The 16,449-nt window shown below is 52.7% G+C and carries 17 protein-coding genes, 1 pseudogene and 1 other annotated feature; of the genes and pseudogenes, 4 read left to right on the top strand and 14 right to left on the bottom strand.

Annotated features, from left to right (window positions below; all coding sequences use genetic code 11):
* The 3 genes and pseudogenes from AC5OW4_RS10730 to AC5OW4_RS10720 form a co-directional block, all read right to left on the bottom strand.
* Positions 1–200 (bottom strand): annotated as a pseudogene (locus tag AC5OW4_RS10730) (amidohydrolase); the annotation flags it as partial.
* A gap of 160 nt (positions 201–360) precedes the next feature.
* Positions 361–1,314, bottom strand: a complete 954-nt coding sequence (locus AC5OW4_RS10725; protein ID WP_159432776.1) for a nucleoside hydrolase — start codon at positions 1,312–1,314, stop codon at positions 361–363.
* A gap of 181 nt (positions 1,315–1,495) precedes the next feature.
* Positions 1,496–2,809: an HlyC/CorC family transporter gene (locus tag AC5OW4_RS10720; protein ID WP_072684222.1), complete on the bottom strand. Its 1,314-nt coding sequence runs from the start codon at positions 2,807–2,809 to the stop codon at positions 1,496–1,498.
* Positions 2,810–3,420: 611 nt separating this feature from the next.
* Between AC5OW4_RS10720 and AC5OW4_RS10715 the strand changes: the two genes are divergently transcribed.
* Entirely contained in the window at positions 3,421–3,552 is a 132-nt protein-coding gene (locus tag AC5OW4_RS10715) for a hypothetical protein (RefSeq protein ID WP_255370395.1), read from the top strand.
* 85 nt (positions 3,553–3,637) lie between these two features.
* On the opposite strand, the gene AC5OW4_RS10710 is transcribed toward AC5OW4_RS10715, so the two are convergent.
* Positions 3,638–4,876 carry an MFS transporter gene (locus AC5OW4_RS10710; protein ID WP_072684557.1) on the bottom strand — a complete coding sequence of 413 codons (1,239 nt, stop codon included), beginning with the start codon at positions 4,874–4,876 and terminating at the stop codon, positions 3,638–3,640.
* Positions 4,877–4,898: 22 nt separating this feature from the next.
* Positions 4,899–5,687, bottom strand: a complete 789-nt coding sequence (locus tag AC5OW4_RS10705; RefSeq protein ID WP_072684221.1) for a zinc dependent phospholipase C family protein — start codon at positions 5,685–5,687, stop codon at positions 4,899–4,901.
* Between the two features lie 240 nt (positions 5,688–5,927).
* On the opposite strand from AC5OW4_RS10705, the gene AC5OW4_RS10700 reads away from it, so the two are divergent.
* The 3 genes from AC5OW4_RS10700 to AC5OW4_RS10690 are packed head-to-tail and all read left to right on the top strand — an operon-like array spanning position 5,928 to position 7,612.
* A complete protein-coding gene (locus AC5OW4_RS10700; RefSeq protein WP_200798779.1) occupies positions 5,928–6,626 on the top strand; it encodes an inorganic phosphate transporter in 699 nt (232 codons plus the stop codon).
* Positions 6,623–6,979 carry an inorganic phosphate transporter gene (locus AC5OW4_RS10695; protein WP_295769845.1) on the top strand — a complete coding sequence of 119 codons (357 nt, stop codon included), beginning with the start codon at positions 6,623–6,625 and terminating at the stop codon, positions 6,977–6,979. The genes AC5OW4_RS10700 and AC5OW4_RS10695 overlap by 4 nt, the downstream gene beginning before the upstream one ends.
* Positions 6,980–6,994: 15 nt before the next feature.
* Positions 6,995–7,612: a DUF47 domain-containing protein gene (locus tag AC5OW4_RS10690; protein ID WP_072684220.1), complete on the top strand. Its 618-nt coding sequence runs from the start codon at positions 6,995–6,997 to the stop codon at positions 7,610–7,612.
* Positions 7,613–7,757: 145 nt separating this feature from the next.
* Here AC5OW4_RS10690 and AC5OW4_RS10685 read toward each other — a convergent pair whose 3' ends face one another.
* From AC5OW4_RS10685 to AC5OW4_RS10645, 9 genes are all read right to left on the bottom strand, one after another.
* Positions 7,758–8,150, bottom strand: coding sequence for an amidohydrolase family protein (locus AC5OW4_RS10685; RefSeq protein ID WP_493676945.1), 393 nt, complete (start codon positions 8,148–8,150; stop codon positions 7,758–7,760).
* Positions 8,105–9,358, bottom strand: a complete 1,254-nt coding sequence (locus tag AC5OW4_RS10680) for an amidohydrolase (RefSeq protein ID WP_493676943.1) — start codon at positions 9,356–9,358, stop codon at positions 8,105–8,107. The genes AC5OW4_RS10685 and AC5OW4_RS10680 overlap by 46 nt, the downstream gene beginning before the upstream one ends.
* 280 nt (positions 9,359–9,638) lie before the next feature.
* Positions 9,639–10,148 carry an NUDIX hydrolase gene (locus tag AC5OW4_RS10675; RefSeq protein WP_072684218.1) on the bottom strand — a complete coding sequence of 170 codons (510 nt, stop codon included), beginning with the start codon at positions 10,146–10,148 and terminating at the stop codon, positions 9,639–9,641.
* Positions 10,149–10,189: 41 nt separating this feature from the next.
* Positions 10,190–11,266, bottom strand: a complete 1,077-nt coding sequence (locus tag AC5OW4_RS10670; RefSeq protein ID WP_072684217.1) for a GGDEF domain-containing protein — start codon at positions 11,264–11,266, stop codon at positions 10,190–10,192.
* Positions 11,267–11,628: 362 nt separating this feature from the next.
* Entirely contained in the window at positions 11,629–12,477 is an 849-nt protein-coding gene (locus AC5OW4_RS10665; RefSeq protein ID WP_229100732.1) for a MetQ/NlpA family ABC transporter substrate-binding protein, read from the bottom strand.
* 348 nt (positions 12,478–12,825) lie between these two features.
* Positions 12,826–13,653: a MetQ/NlpA family ABC transporter substrate-binding protein gene (locus AC5OW4_RS10660; protein WP_006058988.1), complete on the bottom strand. Its 828-nt coding sequence runs from the start codon at positions 13,651–13,653 to the stop codon at positions 12,826–12,828.
* Between the two features lie 13 nt (positions 13,654–13,666).
* Positions 13,667–14,338, bottom strand: a complete 672-nt coding sequence (locus tag AC5OW4_RS10655; protein WP_072684215.1) for a methionine ABC transporter permease — start codon at positions 14,336–14,338, stop codon at positions 13,667–13,669.
* A complete protein-coding gene (locus tag AC5OW4_RS10650; protein ID WP_039864305.1) occupies positions 14,323–15,363 on the bottom strand; it encodes a methionine ABC transporter ATP-binding protein in 1,041 nt (346 codons plus the stop codon). Before AC5OW4_RS10650 ends, AC5OW4_RS10655 begins: the two co-directional genes overlap by 16 nt.
* Before the next feature lie 38 nt (positions 15,364–15,401).
* Positions 15,402–15,650: a binding site (T-box leader), on the bottom strand.
* 76 nt (positions 15,651–15,726) lie between these two features.
* Positions 15,727–16,425 (bottom strand): IS1096 element passenger TnpR family protein, encoded by a 699-nt coding sequence (locus tag AC5OW4_RS10645; RefSeq protein WP_195548217.1) that lies wholly within the window; start codon positions 16,423–16,425, stop codon positions 15,727–15,729.
* Between the last annotated feature and the right edge of the window lie 24 nt (positions 16,426–16,449).

Raw genomic sequence — 16,449 nt, 5'->3', positions numbered from 1 at the left:
CCATCCAGGCCGATATGGCAATGCGCCTCGACAAAGCCTGGATAAACATTTTTATCCGTCGCGTCGACGATCTCGCAATCCTGCGGCACGATCAGATTTCGACCGATCGCCGTGATTTTGCCCTTGTCTGCCAAGATGTCCGCAATATACGGTTCTTCATGAACCGCGTCGTGCACCCATCCATTTTTAATACAAATCATAGTTCACCCTCATTTCTTTCAATAGGTTCATTATACAAAATTTTACAAAAAATGAAAGTGATAAAGGCAGAATTTCATCACTTTCATTTCATTTACATTCAATACAAAGAAACTCAAAGTTTACTTCCTTTCGATCTCACACCACGTTTCCAATTCCGGATTAACGATTTCCCAAAGATCGTTCCAACGCGTGGGTAAACAGCTCCAGAAAGCGCAGAACGTCAACGTCGATCGCCATCTGATGATCCTTCTGTGAGTCGTTGAGCCGCGTCAGATCAGCGACGGTCCGGCCCCGTCCGGCGGCCTCTTCCAGCTCGACCTTGAGGTTGACCGGCAGCGTTGTCATCAGATCCGGATGCAGCGCGGCGGCTGCGGCCAGCGGATCGTGGAGCGGACAGCCGGCCAGACGGCGCTTATCAGTTTTGTAATAGTCGAGATAAAACTGCATCAGCCCGCCGATTAATTCCGAAGCCGGCGTCTTCAAGGCGCGCAGATGATCAATATGCGCCTGATCATACAGCGTCTTCAGCGTCACGTCCAGTCCCACCAGCACCAACGGCAGCCCGCTGGCAAAAACCTCGGCCGCCGCTTCCGGATCGACACGCACATTGGCTTCCGCAAACGGTGTTTCATTTCCGGCCACCGTCAGCGCCCCGGCCATGCAGACAACCCGGCCAATCCGGTTTTTGAATTCCGGATCCCGGCGCAGCACCTCCGCCAGCGTCGTCAGAGGACCGGCCGTCAACAGCGTCAGTTCCGCTCCATACTGCCGGGCGGCTTCCAGAATAAATTCCACAGCCGGCCGGGGCCGGACAAGATCCGGATCCGGTTCAATCAGCGCTTTGCCAAATCCATATTCGCCATGCACAACCCGGCACATCGGTGTCGGCGCAAAGTCGGTTTGGGTCAGGGGATGAACCGGTCCTGCATAGACCGGAATATCGGTTCGGCCCAGCGCTTTTAACAAGGTTTCCGTATTTTCCAATGCCTGCTTTTGAAACACATTGCCATAGGTGCAGGTCACGCCGATCACCTCCGCTGCCGGATCGCCCAGCGCATAACTCAGCGCCAGCGCGTCGTCGATGCCGGTATCCAAATCCAAAATTATTTTCATAACGGATCCTCCTTGTTTTCCTGGTTTCATTTTAAGCCCGTTTGTGCCTGACCGCAAGTTCTAGCTGAATTTCCTTTTCCGGCCGGATCGTTTTCCTTTCTGCCCAATCCGGATTCACTGCGTTCCCATCAAGAAAACGCCGGCTACCGCCGGCGTTGATCATTTTCCTTGATTCCTGATTTTAGAACGAAAGCATCTTCATGCCGTTTTGTTTCTTCGGCTTGTGATCGTCATCTTCTTCATCCTGATCCTGCGGCAGGACCCTGACCTTCACCTCGATCACCTTACGGGCGTCAGTCTGCGTCACTGTGACGACCAGATTTTTATATGTGAATGATTCGCCGACCTTCGGAATCCGTTCCAGCTCATGGATAACCCAGCCGCTGACGGTGATAAAGTCGTAATCTTCCTCATCTTCCAGACCAAAGAATTCAAACATATCGTCCAGATCCATATCGCACTCGATCAGATACGTGTTCGGATCCAGTTCCTTGTAATACTCCTTGACCTGATCGTGTTCATCGTAAATTTCACCGACCAGTTCTTCCAGAATATCTTCCAGCGTGATGATGCCGGCGGTCCCGCCGTACTCGTCCAGCACGACCGCCATATGAGTTTTGGAGCTTTGCAGCTGTTTGAGCAGCGTGGATATCTTGACGTGCGGACTGGTATATAACAACGTCTGGGTAATTGATTTGAACGTGCCCATGTGGTTGTAGTATAAATTGTAGAAATCCTTTTCGTGAATGACTCCGACGATATTGTCGATCGAGTTTTCATAGACCGGCAGACGCGAGAAATTGTTGTTGCGGAACATCAGCTCGATCTCATCCAGCGAATCCGTAACATCGACCGCAACCACGTCGACCCGCGGCGTTAAGATATCCTTGACGTCCAGATCGTTGAATTCAATCGCGGCGCAGATCAAGTCGCTTTCATGGGCTTCCAGATCCCCTTCGTTCTGTGCTTCCTCAACGATGGTCAACAGTTCCTCCTGCGTCATCGAATCGTCGTTTTCAACTTTAAACAACATCGAAAGCAGCTTCTTCCACAAGCTGAACAGGAAGTTGATCGGGGTTAAGAGCGTCTGGATAAACCCGATCACCCCCGCAACCGCCATCGCAAACTTCTCCGGCGTTTCCTTCGCAATGCTTTTCGGTGAAATCTCGCCGAAAATTAAGATCACGACCGTCATGACCGCGGTCGACAGACTGACTCCGGCGTCGCCGAAGCCCAAATTCTGCACGAACAAAACCGTCGCCAGCGACGAAGCCAGAATATTGACCACGTTGTTGCCGACCAGAATCGTGGATAACAACCGGTCGTAGCCGTCCGCCAGCTCCAGCGCTTTCTGCGCCTTGCGGCTGCCGGCCGAAGCCATATTTTTTAATTTTATTTTATTGATACTGGAATACGCCGTTTCAGTCGCCGAGAAAAAACTCGAGCAAAAGACCAGAATGGCTAAAATTCCAATCAGCGTCATCGTATTACTCATCTTACCTCTCTCCTTTTTTATCCTTCTGATTTATTTCTGATTTCACTCTCAGAATCGGATAACATGATATCGGATGAACATTCTGATCCTTGACAGTTTCATCCAAATCGGAGATGGCAGGTGCCCTGACTTAACCGTGGGGTGGGGCAAATCGTCCAACGAAAACACATCCTTTCATTTCAATTCACACTATGAGCTTTGCGTCTCTCATAATGACACAGCAGGGTTGCCGCCTTGGATCCGCGAAAGGGATCCGATCAGTCTCATTTCAGCGGCGGCGCCCTTCGTGCGTCGCTGCCATTCAGTCTGCTTCAGCGCTTCATCCGCCCACTTATGGCAATGAAATTTTCCTCACTGATTTTTTGAATTATAGCATGAACTGTTTCCCGGCGCAATGGTCCTGGCATTCAAAATAATGAAAAAGCCTTTATCTGCGCGCTTTTCAAACAATTTACGAAGTTGTTTTCGAGTTAATCATCCATACGCAGAACAATCCGGAAGATCGCAGTTTGCCCATTTCTTCATAAATCCTTTATTTTTCTTTACGAAGTCTTAAAGGATGAAACGCCGGAATTGGGGTACAATAAAGACAAGAACAGGAGGGATACGCGATGGCGAAACATCGGCCGCTGAATTTGAAAAATCTGATGCTGGTACTGATCCCCAGTTGTCTGATTTTATTCATCATCTGCTACCTTCTGGGAAATTCTTACGGCTTCCTGCACCAGCTGTTCCACTTCTAAATTAGAACCACGGTTTGTCCTCCATGCGCACCGCACAATCTTCATAAAACGTTATAAAACGATGGGCTGCCCCATCGTTTTCAGTTTATTCCATGCGTTGGGCACGGTTGAACAAAAACAGGCCGATGACAAACATCACCGCAAGAATCGCAATCGCCCCATTGGCGCTGCCAGAGATCTGCGCTGTCAGACTGACCAAAGCTGTGCCCAGAAAGGCTGCGCCTTTGCCGCAGATGTCGAACAGGCCGAAGAATTCTCCGGCGTTTTCCGGCGGGATGATCTGCGCAAAATAGGAACGTGATAGCGCCTGGATGCCGCCCTGAAACAAGCCGACGCACACCGCCAGCACCCAGAATTCCCATTGCTTATCCAACTGAATCGCAAAGAGTGCAATGCCGGTATACGCGAAAATGCAGAGCTGGATCAATCTGGCGTTGTTGATCTTGCGGGCCAGCCAGGCAAACACCAGCGCGCTGGGAAACGCAACGATCTGCGTTACCAGTAACGCCACTAACAAGCCCTGAGTATCCAATCCCAAGGCGCTGCCATACGCGGTTGCCATGTCGATGATCGTATAGACGCCGTCGATGTAAAAGAAGAACGCGATCAGAAACAGAAAGATTTTCCGATGTCTGCGGATTTTGCGGAACGAATCGGCTAACCGCCGGAAGCTGCCGCGAAGCTTATCCTTCTGCACATCTTCAACATAGTATTTCTGCTTGTAGTTTTTTAACAGCGGCAGCGTGCAGCCCAGCCACCACAGGGCGTTGATCACAAACGCCAGAATCATCGCCGTCATGATCGTCATCGAAAACTGTTCGTAAAACAGCACAAAGACCAGACTGATCACAAACGGAATGCAGCTGCCGATATAACCCCACGCATAACCATGCGAGGACACCCGATCCATCCGCTCGGGCGTCGTGACGTCCGAAAGCATCGAATCGTAAAAGATCAGGCTGGCGGAATAGCCGACCTTGGCCACGATGTACAGAATCAAAAATACTCGCCATGAGGTCGGAATCCACAACGCCGCCAGCGCGCACACGCCGACCATCACGCACAGTGCGAATATTTTCTTCTTGAGGCCCTGATAATCGGCCAGCGTGCCCAGCACCGGTCCGCTCAGCGCCACGATCAGCGTTGAAACGGAAGCGGCATAACCCCAGTACGCCAGATAATCGACTTCCGCAATCCCCGCGCTCTGGCAGAGAGAATTGAAGTAGATCGGCATAATCGTCGCGACTAACAGAATAAACGCGGAATTGCCGACGTCGTATAAAATCCATTGTTTCTCCAAGGCTGTGAGTTTCTTATTTTCCATGTTGTCCCCCATTGTTCATCCTCTACTCGTAGTCTTCGTCATACCACGGATCCAGCGGTTTTTGAGTGTTCAGCGTCGCGACGTATTCGCGGATCAGACGCACGGACAGCACTGCGGCTTCGTCCATCCCCGCCATTCGCTGCTGGATAAAATCAGCGCAGCGCGGATTCGGCTCGCGGTTGATGATCAGGCCGCCTTCGCTCTTGCGGACTCCGACCAAGCCCATCACTCCGAGAATGAAATTGCGCTTTGCCGCGCCGGGAGCGACAAACAGATCCAGCAAGCCGGTCATCGTCTTGAGCGATTGTTCGATATCGCGCGGACGGACGTCAAAGAACGGCGCGATCACCTGGCAGCACGCGGGCGAAATCGTCAGATGCTCCGTCGAGCGGGTGCGCAGCGGATCCTTGCCCTGCGCGACCATCAGCGCCCGATCCCATTCCGACTCGATCTCGCTGTGGCTCAGCCCGGATTCTTCCTGAAACGCAAAGATCGCCGGATGATTCAGGCTGTCCAGCACAAAGTGATTGATAAAGCCCAGAATATAGGCCAGCGCCGCCTCCGGATCCACGCTCTGACGGATCAGGGTGCGGGCGTGTTCAAAGAACGGACGGCCCGGTTCATGGTGCATCGCATAGCCTTGTTTTTTTATTGGCGCCTGACTTAAAGGTTTATAAAAGAAAAGCAGATCCGGTCCGTGCAGACCGATGTTGTAACAATCTAAATGTGAAATGATCCGTTCACGCAGCGCAGGCTCCAGCTGATCCAGAACCTGACGGCCGTAAACGGCATGTGTATAAGTTGCTGGCATACTTCTCCCCCTGACATTTTTCGACCTTATTATATCATGGATCCCCGGCCGGCACTGTTTCTTTTCTGTCAATTATGGCAGAAATCGAACATCTGATTGAGATCTGACGACACAACAGCAGAATTTGCGTTTTCTTCAAGTTGACATTCAGCCTGATCTGTTTGTCGTACTCCCGAAGTTTTCCTGTTCCGCCGGCGGCAGAAATGCTACAATGAAGCCAAACAAAGAAAGGAGCGCAGAATGAGCATTTCGTTATTTGATTTTCTGCAGCAGCTGACCCACAGCCTGCCGTTATTGATCACCGTGATCTTAACGATCGGCGTAATTCTGGTCAACGGCTGGACGGACGCGCCCAATGCGATCGCAACCTGTGTATCGACCCGTTCGATGTCGGCCCGCAGCGCCGTGCTGATGGCGGCATTCTTCAATTTTCTGGGCGTGCTGTTTATGACGATGGTCAACGCTACGGTCGCCGAAACAATTTACAACATCGCGGATTTCGGCTCCGATCCCCAACAGGCGCTCATCGCGCTGTGTGCGGCGTTGTTCGCGATTGTCAGCTGGGCGGTGCTGGCGTGGAAATATGGCATTCCGACCAGCGAAAGCCACGCCTTAATCGCCGGGCTGTCGGGGGCGGCGATCGCCCTGCACGGCGGTTTGGGCGGGATTAATGGATCAGAATGGATCAAGGTTCTTTACGGGCTGGTGCTCTCGACAATTCTGGGTTTCACGCTGGGCTGGCTGTGCGTGAAGCTGGTTGAAGCGCTGTGCCGCAAATTGGACCGGCGGCGCACGAATTCGTTTTTCCGCTATGCGCAGATCGGCGGCGGGGCGGCGATGGCGTTCATGCACGGAGCGCAGGACGGCCAGAAATTCATGGGTGTTTTCCTGCTGGGCGTCTTTCTCGCCAGGGGCAGGCGCATGTCGAATCCTTCGTGATCCCGCTGTGGCTGATGATTCTGTGTTCCGCCATCATGGGTTTAGGCACCAGTATCGGCGGTTACCGGATCATCAAATCCGTCGGCATGGACATGGTTCGTCTGGAAAAATATCAGGGCTTCGCAGCGGATACCGCGGCGGCGCTGTGCCTGTTGGTTTCCTCACTAACCGGTGTTCCGGTCAGCACGACCCACACCAAGACGACGGCGATCATGGGCGTCGGCGCGGCGCGGCGGCTGTCCAACGTCAACTGGGGCGTCGTCAGAGAAATGGTAATGACCTGGGTTCTGACCTTTCCAGGATGCGGATTGATCGGCTTTCTGATGGCGAAGTTGTTCTTTATTCTCTTTTAATGGAAGGAGTTGTTTATGGGCAAACAATTTGATTATTTCAACGCGTTTCTGGAAATGGGCCGGCATTCGTTAAGGGCTGGGGAGTTGTTGAAGGAAACGCTGGAAACGTATGACCCGGCTGTGCTCAAGGAGCGGATGGCACAAATTCATACTGTGGAACACAGTGCGGATACGCTGAAGCATCAGCTGACCGATCAGCTGATCCGCGAATTTCTGCCGCCGATTGAACGTGAGGACATCATGGAGCTGTCCGATGTGATCGACGATTTGACCGACGCGATCGAGGACGTTGTGATCCGGCTGTATATGTATAATATTCATCAAATCGACCCGCCGGCGCTGCAGTTCTGCGGCTTGATCATCGAGTGCATCCGCACGCTGCAGCAGGCGCTCGAAGAGTTCCGGCATTTCAAAAAATCCACGACGCTGGAAGATCTGATCCGCAGAGTTAACGAACTGGAGGAGAACGGCGACCGGCTGTATGCCGAAACGATGCACGAACTGTTCGCCACGCCGCAGGATCCGCTGGCAATCATGGTCTGGATGGAAATTTATGAACGGCTGGAAAAGTGCTGCGACCGATGCGAGGATGTGGCGAAGGCGTTGGGCCGCGCGGTGCTCAATAATTCATAGTCAAAAGACTCAGCTTCCATAACCTCTGGAAACTGAGCCTTTTTCTTTCTGTAATCTTATCCGTTATTATAAGGATCACCGGTGATGCGGCGTTTTTTCAATCGTGCACAGCCGGCGTAAAATCACAGATCTCAAACGATCCGGATTATTTCGCCTGCCACTGTATTTTTCCCTGACTGATCGTCATCCAGCTGCGGACATCCTTAAGCTTCTGCGGCGGCAGCGTAAACAAGTCCTGATCGCAGATCGTAAAGTCCGGCAGGGCCCCGACCTGAATTACGCCCTTGCGGCCTTCCTCAAAGCTTTGCCAGGCTGCGGTTTCAGTCATGCAGCGCAGCGCCGCTTTCAGAGAGAATCCCTCCTTTGGGCGGTAGCCGCTCGCTTCGGGATGGCGCAGATCCTTGCGCGTAACCGCACAGTACAGATTCGCAAATGGATTGAGATCCTCTACCGGACAATCCGTGCCGAACGAAACCGCCACGCCGCGCTCAGCTAATGAACGGAAGGCATAGGAAGTCTGCGCCAGTTCGTTTCCCACCCCTGCGCGACGATATGTTGATCATAGTGAAGGAAGATCGGCTGAACCAGCGCCGCGGTATGCGTGGAGGCAAACCGGTCGATCAGCGCAGAATCGGTGATCTGGCAATGTACGATTCCATGCCGCAGCGGATTATCCGGACATGTCCGGTTCACGTGTTCAAACGTATCGAGCACCATTTCAATCGCCGCATCGCCGATCGCATGGCAGACGCATTGCAGTCCATGGGCATGCGCCAGTGACACCAGCGCGTCCAGCTGCACGCGGGTCATCGTCGCAATCCCCCGTGTCGATGGATCGTCGGCATACGGCTGACGCATCCAGGCTGTCCGCGCGCCCAACGAGCCGTCGGTCAACAATTTCAGCGGGCCGAACACCAGCACCTCGTCCGGCGGCGTTTGTTTCCTGATTTCCAGGTAACGCATTAATGATTCGGGATCGGTCAGCGTGCACTGCAGAACGACCCGCACCGGCATCCGGTCTTCCGCGCGCAGCTGGCGATAAGCCTCGAGCATCAGATCCAGGTTTTCACTGGTAATGTCATTGGAATGCACAGTCGTCAGCCCCGCCCGGGCCGCCGCGTCCAACGCCAGCGCCAACCGCTCCTTGATCTGGTCCACCGTCAGCGGCGGATCCAGCGGCTTTAACAACAGCATTGCGTTTTCGCGGAAGATTCCGGTCGGACAGCCTTGCTCGTCAACGTCGATCTGACCGTCCTGCGGCTGAACGATCGCCCCGGTGAAGCCCAGCCGCTGCAAAGCGCATGTGTTTACACAGGCAATATGTCCGCAGGCCCGTGTCAAAACCACCGGCACGCGCGTGCTGATGCGATCCAGATCCGTGCGGTTTAAGATCCGGCCTTCCGCAAAATAATCATGATTCCAGCCTCGGCCATGGATCACGCTGAAATCCGGATGTGCCAGAATATAATCCCGGCTGAGGGCAACAACCTCCTCAATCGAGGCAGCATTCTGCAAGTCGATGTTCTGCAGCGTGCAGCCCTTGTTGTAACAATGCAGATGCGTGTCGCACAATCCCGGCAGGACCAGCCGGCCCTGCACGTCGATGACCTGATCACTCTTTTGGCACCGGGCTTTTACCTGAGCGTCGGTGCCGACCGCCAGAATTTGAGATGAGTCAAAGAGCACGGCACTGGCAAATTGATCGCCGCCCAGCCAGATTTTCGCATTTCGTAAAATCGTTCGCATTTTCTTTCTCCTTTTCGCTATCGTGAGAGCAGGTCATCGCAGAAAAAAATCAGCGGTTCCCCAACCTCTGATTCCAATTTCTTTCCTTCAAACAGGAATGCAGTGAGCCCCACCAAGAGTTGTTGGCGATTCTAAATCACTGATTGATAAGCCGATGTTTATCAATGAAGTAATGATACACAATCCTGTAAAAAAAGTCAATCATTCGTGTAAGAAGAAAGCGTCATAAATCAGACGCTCATTTAATTTCTTTCATTTTCTTACATTTTGTTTCATTCCGTCAATTCGAAGTTTTCGGATCCAGAATCTTTTCCGCAAATAACTGGAATTGCAGCCCGACGTGCGGCACCACTTCGCCCTGAGCGATCATGTCCAAAAACATCCCGCGCGTAACCTTGCGTGTCGCGACCACTTCTTCCGGCTGCAGCGACAGTTTTGCCGCGTCAAATTCCTGATCACAGCGATACAAATCGACAATCGCACGCCCCTTCACGACCGTGCCGATGTAGACCAGCGCTTCCGGGCTGCACCGCAAGCCAACTTCCTCGCGCAGTTCGCGGCAGGCGCCTTCCCGGCTTGTTTCGCCAGCCAGCACCGAACCGCCGGTCATTTCCCACAATAATCCATGGGGTTTATCAGGATGGCGCTGTGTCAGCAGCAGCTCCCCCTGCCGGTTCACCGTCCAGATTTCCACGACCAGATGATACTCGCCTTCCGCCATCGGTTCCCCGCGGCGATGTTGACGGCCAAGCTTTTGCCGATCCCAGGTATAGCAGTCCCACATTTCCATAATCGAAAACTCCTTTACTTTACCGTAAGCTGATTCTTGCCTTACCCTTTCGCAGCATACAAAGCTTCGTCAGCGTGGCGAAAGCATTGCAGCGCCGATTCGCCCGGCTGCTGGCGATGAATCCCCAGGCTGAGCGTCATCGGGAACTGCGGGAACAAGTCCATCATCCGCTGGCTGAACTGGTTCTGCAGCCGCCGCAGCATCACTTCCGGCTCCTCGCTTTGCGGCTGCTTCAGCACCAGACAAAATTCATCGCCGCCAAAGCGGTAGGCATGCATGAATTCCGGAGTTTCATTTAACAATTTTCCAACGTACCGCAGCACCTCATCGCCGGAAAGATGACCGAGCTGATCATTGATTTGTTTGAAATCATCAAGATCCAACAAGACGAGCGTGTAATCCCGCTCCGTTTCCAATTCTTCAAAGCAGCGGTTCAGCGCGATCCGGCTGCCGACTCCGGTCAGAGCGTCATGACTGACTTCCCGCTCTAACGAAATCCGCTCCGCATCCCTGCGCCGGCTGATCTGTTGACGGCGGCGCTGGAATTCCAGCAGCTCCCAACAGGCAGCCAGCGTACCTGCCTGCACCATCAGGCAGATCAGAATATCGCTGAAGTAATACGCGGTGACGATCTTGTCCGGATCCCAGGAAGGCATAAACGCGCTGAGAACACATAACGCCATCCCCGTTGCCGCAATCACGACCGTCAGCCGCTTGCGCTCATATAAGGTTGTCAGCAACGTCGGCAGCACAAACATCATATAAACAGAACTGAACGCCCCGTGGATGACCGTGATGACAAAACACAGTAGGGTCATCGTCAGCGACACAAGTCCATCCTTTTTCGTTTCTTCCCAATGCCGGGTATTGATCAGCCGCCGGCAGCCCAGCACCAGCGTTGCGTTGATCAATGTTGGAACCGCGATATAGCGAAGCAGATATTCCGGCACAGTGCAGCTGATCAATGCCGCGGCGTTCAAGACAAAAAACAATAGAATCTCCGCCGCAGCCGTTCCCGCCGCCAGCACCGCGCACACCCGCCAATGCAGATTCCGCCAGTACGTTGAAAGCTGGCGTTCCTGTTTCTCAATTTCCGACAGTATCTGTTTCTCTTCCACGCACAGCTTCCTCCTGTCTTTTGCTCTAAGTTTATCACACTCCACAGCCTGTTCTCAAGGAATTTCCAGCTTCCATCCCACTTCCCCTTCCGCTTCGATCCGCCGCTTCGGCTTTTTAGGCTTCGCCATGCGCTGCTTTCGCTGAAACGCCAGCCTTTTTCAGCATGACGGATCGAACAAGAACCCGCAGCCGGACTTTACTGTCTTTTTCAACTCCTTTGGATCGGATGCCTGTTCGGTTATACCTGCGCTTCTTGCCTGCGCAAGGAAATGTATTGCATTGCCATAGTGGGTCTCTCTGCCGGTGCTGGCAAAACTTTCTCATGAAAAAAAGCCGCCGGACACGCCGGGCGGCTCATGGCTTATTCGACGGGAACCACCAGTCCGTTGTAATGCTCGCGGATATAGGCGCGGACTTCATCGCTGGTCAGAACGTCGATCAGAGCTTTTGTTTTATCGCTGTTTTCCTCGCCTTCGCGAACGGCGATAATATTTGCATACGTCTTCGCGCCTTCGGAATCAGCCTGTTCCGAGGTCAGAAGCAGATCGGTGATCTTGGCGTCCAGCGCATAGTTGCCGTTGACGATCGCAAAGTCCACGTCGTCTTTGGTCTGGGCTACCAGCGAAGCGTCTATCTCTACAATGCTGACGTTATACGGATTCTCAACGATATCCACCGGCGTCGCCTTTAAGCCCACGCCGTCTTTCAGCTTGATATAACCCAGGCTTTCCAACAGCTGCAACGCCCGCGCTTCATTGGTGCCATCGTTGGGCACGGCAAAGCTGCAGCCGCCCTGTTCGATCGCGGATAAGGCTTTTGACTTGCCGGCATAAATGCCTAACGGTTCAAAATGGATGCCCCCGGCCGTGACCAGATGCGTGCCGTGATCCTCATTGAACTGCTCCAGATAAGGATCATGCTGGAAATAATTCGCGTCCAGATCGCCCTGTTCCAGCGCGGTGTTCGGCGTAACATAATCCGAGAATTCCACGATTTTCAGCGTGTAGCCCTTTTCTTCCAAATACGGCTGGGCATATTCCAGGATTTCAGCGTGCGGGGAGGTCGAGGCCCCGATCGTGATCACAGTTTTTTCCGTTCCGGTTTGATCCTGCGGCGCGGCGGACGGCTGCGCAGCCGGTTTTGTGGAGCAGCCGGCGATCAATCCGGCGCAGGCCAACAGAACACTGACATGTTTTAACGTTGTTTTCATCTTCATTTTCTCCTTCTCATTTATAACAAAAGGCTCCCATCCTCGAAAAAGGACGGAAGCCTCCGTGTTACCACCTTTCTTTACCAAGCCATCGCTGACTCAGCCTCATCCGGTCGTTCTCTGTCCTGCAGGGAAGAACCGTGTTCGCGGTAACGGGCGAACCCGTCGGCCGCTCACCTGGACGTGTCCAGCTCACAGCCGCGGCTTGCAGATCATCTTTCCACGGACTTCCCTTCGGCCTTTCACCCTCTGCCGATCGCTTTTTCAGTTGGTTCCGCGGTACTCTTCTGCGCACTGCCTTTTTAATTGAATTTTAATTGGAATCTGATTTTACTGAAGTCGATTGCTTTATTTCCAAGCCGGAATCAGCGCGCCGTCATACTGATCGTTAATAATCTGAGCAACAGCGTCAGTCTGGAATAACTCGCAGATCTTCTTGTAAACCGCATCGTCCTTGTCCGCAGTACGCGCGGCGATGATGTTGATATACGGGTTATCCGAGCCTTCCTGAACCGATTCCATGAAGATCGAATCCTTGTTCGGGGACAGACCGGAGTCGATCGCGATTGTGCCGTTGATGAAGCCCGCGGTCACATCCGGCAGAATGCTTGGGATCGTATTCGCTTCAATTTCGATAATTTCGATGTTGACGTTGTATTTCGTAATGTCCGTGACGGACGGGGTATAACCCTTTTCCGGATCAACTTCGATAAAGCCCAGGCTTTCCAGCAGCTTGATCGCACGGCCGCCGTTGGTTACGTCGGAAGCGATCGCAATCTTATCGCCGTCTTTGATTTCGTCGATGCCGGCAATCTTCTTGGAATACAGGCTTAATGGTGCCAGCACCGTTTCACCAATCGCCGTCAGGTCGTAGCCGTTGGCTTCACAGTCCTTATCAAAGTAGGCGTAGTGCTGGAAGCTGTCGATGTCGATATCGCCGGCGGCCAAGGCTTTGTTGACCATCGCGTAATCGCTGAAGGTGACAAATTCGATTGTGACGTTGTCCTTCGCCATTTCATCAATGATTGGCTGCCAGTATTCGTTGTTTTCGCCGATGACGCCGACCTTGACGGTGCGGGCCTCAGAACCTTCCGGTGTCGTGTTGTTTTCTTTCGGTGCGGCGCTGCAGCCGGTTAAGACCAGCGCAGCCAGGATGCAGCAGAGTAGTTTTTTCATTTTCAGTTCCCCCTTAATGTGTTGTTTTCTTTATGATCACGTCGCCGATCGCCTGCGCGATCGTTACGAGAATCAAAATAATCAGGATCGTGACCCAGATGACGTCCGGTTCGCTGCGCTGATGTCCATAGCGGATCGCGAAATCGCCTAACCCGCCGGCGCCGACAACACCGGCCATCGCGGTCAGGCCGATCAGCGAGATGAACGTGATCGTGGTTGCCCGGACAATCGCAGGAATCGACTCTTTCAGATAGACCCGGAAGATGATTTGTAACGGCGAATCGCCCATCGCCTGCGCCGCTTCGATCAGGCCGCCGTCAACCTCCGCCAGCGCCAGTTCAATCTGGCGGGAGAAGAACGGCACCGTGCCGATGATCAGCGGGATGATCGCGCCTTTGACGCCGATGCCCGTGCCCATAATCGCCCGCGAGAGAAATAAGGTCGCCGGGACTAAGATGATAAACGGAATCGAACGCAGGATGTTGATAATTTTATCAAGAACCCAATAGACCGGATGACATTCCATGATGCCTTCCTTGCGGGTGACGATCAGCACGACGCCGAAGAACAGCCCGAGCACAAACGAGATCGATCCCGACCAGCCCATCATCTGGAAGGTTTCCAGTATGCTCTGGATCAGCTTGGGGATCTTCACCATCACGTTGGGAATTAATTGTTCCAGCATTTCAGCACCTCCACTTCAATGTTGTAATGCTTTAATTCAGCTTCCGCCTTGCGCATCGCGTCTTCGCTGCCCTCCAGCATGACGATCAGACTGCCCAGCGCGGCCTGCTGGATCACCTCGACGTTGCCGAACACAATGTTGCACACAACGTCGTATTTCTTGGACAGCTGCGAAATCAGCGCTTCCTTGGTTTCCTCAGCGCCATACGTCAGCTTCAATAACCGCTGGCCCTTATGCAGCCGCACGATTTCCGCACCGTTGTCGATCAGCTCGTAAATCTTGGTGATCGGATTGGTGGAATTGATGAAATCGATCGTCATCTGCGCTTTCGGATGCGAGAAGATATCCAGGATGTTGCCGGTTTCGACGACCTTGCCCAGCTCCATAACCGCAACGCGATTACAGATTTCCTTGATGACTGCCATTTCGTGCGTGATCAGGACGATCGTGATGCCCAGCTTCTGATTGACTTCCTTCAGCAGCTTGAGAATGCTGGAGGTTGTCTGCGGATCAAGCGCGCTGGTCGCCTCGTCGCACAGCAGCACTTTCGGATCGTTAGCCAGCGCCCGCGCGATCGCGACACGCTGCTTCTGTCCGCCGGACAGCTCCGAGGGGTAAGCGTTCAGCTTCTCGCTCAGCCCGACCAGTTCCAGCAGATCCTTGACCTTTTTGTCAATCTGGGCTTTAGTGAGCTTGCTTCCTTTTAACGGATAAGCGATATTCTGATAAACCGTACGCGAACGCATCAGATTGAAATGCTGGAAGATCATTCCGATCTTCTTGCGGATCTTGCGCAGCTCTGCTTCCTTCAGCTGGGTGATATCGACACCGTCGATCAGCACCTTGCCGGAGGTCGGCCGCTCCAGCAGGTTGATGCAGCGGACCAGCGTCGATTTCCCTGCGCCGGAAAATCCGATGATGCCGAAGATATCCCCGTCTTCGATTTTCAGGTTAACATCCTTGCACGCCTCAACGTTCAGGTCCTTCGTCGTAAAGGTTTTATTGACTCCGACCAGTTCTATCATGTTCCTCTTCCTTCCTTAAAATAAAAACTCCCGTCCCCAACAAGGACGAGAGTTGATTTCCCGTGTTACCACCTTAATTCGCAGTCCGCTTTCACGTTCTGCCTCTTCCGGTACGCGTTGAATAACGTTATACCGTATCACGTTAACGGGTGAATCCGTCATAGCCTAAGTTTCCCTCGGTATGCAGCTCCAAGACCATTTTCACAACGATTTTCACTGCCCTTTTTCAGCGCCCGGGCTCTCTGTCAAGTTTCCATCGGAGTTACTATTCTTTTCAAAGCCTTTGTTTATGTACCTGATTATAGTTCACTCTTTTTTCAGAGTCAACCCCTTTTTCAAAATTTCCCGCAAAAACGCCCTGATTTAAGCTTTATAGGCCTGCTCGTAAAGCTCCTGGAGAAGATGCATCTCCAGCGGAAATTCCTCGCGGTCATCCATGTCAAACTGAGTAATGCCTTCTTCCTTCGCAATCTTTCCGACCTGACGGTAACGGCCTTCCCAATCCTGCACTTTAATTTTTGGATCTTGTATCAAGTACTCCAGATACTCGCGGTTATCTTCCCACAAATTATAGCCTTTCCCGCTGATCAGCTCCGGCTCTGACAGAGGCTCACCCTCATTTATAACCTTGGTGACCACACAGTTAAAGCTCCAGCCTTCACCCAGATCATAGTCAATCTGGATCTTCGATTTTTCTTTGAGTTCCAGATGGCAAAGCGAAACCCGGCTGGAATCTTCATAATCCCCCAGCTCAAATTCAGATGGAGAATATTGTTTATTCTTCAACTTGAGCGTAAATAAATGTCCGCCCATTCCATGAAAGGCGGCGATCGCCGCACAGGCCAGCTCCGTTAAATTGAGAAGTGCCGGAAGGCGAACTTTGCGCCAGCTTTTTGTTCCCTCGAGCGTAATTTTAAATTCGATAACCTGCCTGCCGAATTGCTCATAATCGGGGAACGAGTTTAAAATATAGAAAAATTCCTCATCGGAAATCGACTCGTTTCTCATTACCAAGGATCTTAAAACGGCCTGCATATCCGCCTCGACCTGATCCGCATCCATCCCTAAGCCGATAAGCAGATCGGA

Source organism: Holdemania sp. (assembly GCF_986127675.1).
The sequence above is the reverse complement of the archived record's forward strand: the minus strand, read 5'-3'. Positions and strand labels throughout refer to the sequence as shown.

Excerpts from the sequence above, each read along its gene's own strand:
- AC5OW4_RS10655 (WP_072684215.1), bottom strand. The coding sequence starts at position 14,338 with ATGCTGGAACAATTAATTCCCAACGTGATGGTGAAGATCCCCAAGCTG.
- AC5OW4_RS10705 (WP_072684221.1), bottom strand. The coding sequence starts at position 5,687 with ATGCCAGCAACTTATACACATGCCGTTTACGGCCGTCAGGTTCTGGAT.
- AC5OW4_RS10645 (WP_195548217.1), bottom strand. The coding sequence starts at position 16,425 with ATGGATGCGGATCAGGTCGAGGCGGATATGCAGGCCGTTTTAAGATCC.
- AC5OW4_RS10680 (WP_493676943.1), bottom strand. The coding sequence starts at position 9,358 with ATGCGAACGATTTTACGAAATGCGAAAATCTGGCTGGGCGGCGATCAA.
- AC5OW4_RS10710 (WP_072684557.1), bottom strand. The coding sequence starts at position 4,876 with ATGGAAAATAAGAAACTCACAGCCTTGGAGAAACAATGGATTTTATAC.
- AC5OW4_RS10720 (WP_072684222.1), bottom strand. The coding sequence starts at position 2,809 with ATGAGTAATACGATGACGCTGATTGGAATTTTAGCCATTCTGGTCTTT.
- AC5OW4_RS10715 (WP_255370395.1), top strand. The coding sequence starts at position 3,421 with ATGGCGAAACATCGGCCGCTGAATTTGAAAAATCTGATGCTGGTACTG.
- AC5OW4_RS10650 (WP_039864305.1), bottom strand. The coding sequence starts at position 15,363 with ATGATAGAACTGGTCGGAGTCAATAAAACCTTTACGACGAAGGACCTG.
- AC5OW4_RS10725 (WP_159432776.1), bottom strand. The coding sequence starts at position 1,314 with ATGAAAATAATTTTGGATTTGGATACCGGCATCGACGACGCGCTGGCG.
- AC5OW4_RS10675 (WP_072684218.1), bottom strand. The coding sequence starts at position 10,148 with ATGGAAATGTGGGACTGCTATACCTGGGATCGGCAAAAGCTTGGCCGT.
- AC5OW4_RS10700 (WP_200798779.1), top strand. The coding sequence starts at position 5,928 with ATGAGCATTTCGTTATTTGATTTTCTGCAGCAGCTGACCCACAGCCTG.
- AC5OW4_RS10690 (WP_072684220.1), top strand. The coding sequence starts at position 6,995 with ATGGGCAAACAATTTGATTATTTCAACGCGTTTCTGGAAATGGGCCGG.
- AC5OW4_RS10665 (WP_229100732.1), bottom strand. The coding sequence starts at position 12,477 with ATGAAAACAACGTTAAAACATGTCAGTGTTCTGTTGGCCTGCGCCGGA.
- AC5OW4_RS10660 (WP_006058988.1), bottom strand. The coding sequence starts at position 13,653 with ATGAAAAAACTACTCTGCTGCATCCTGGCTGCGCTGGTCTTAACCGGC.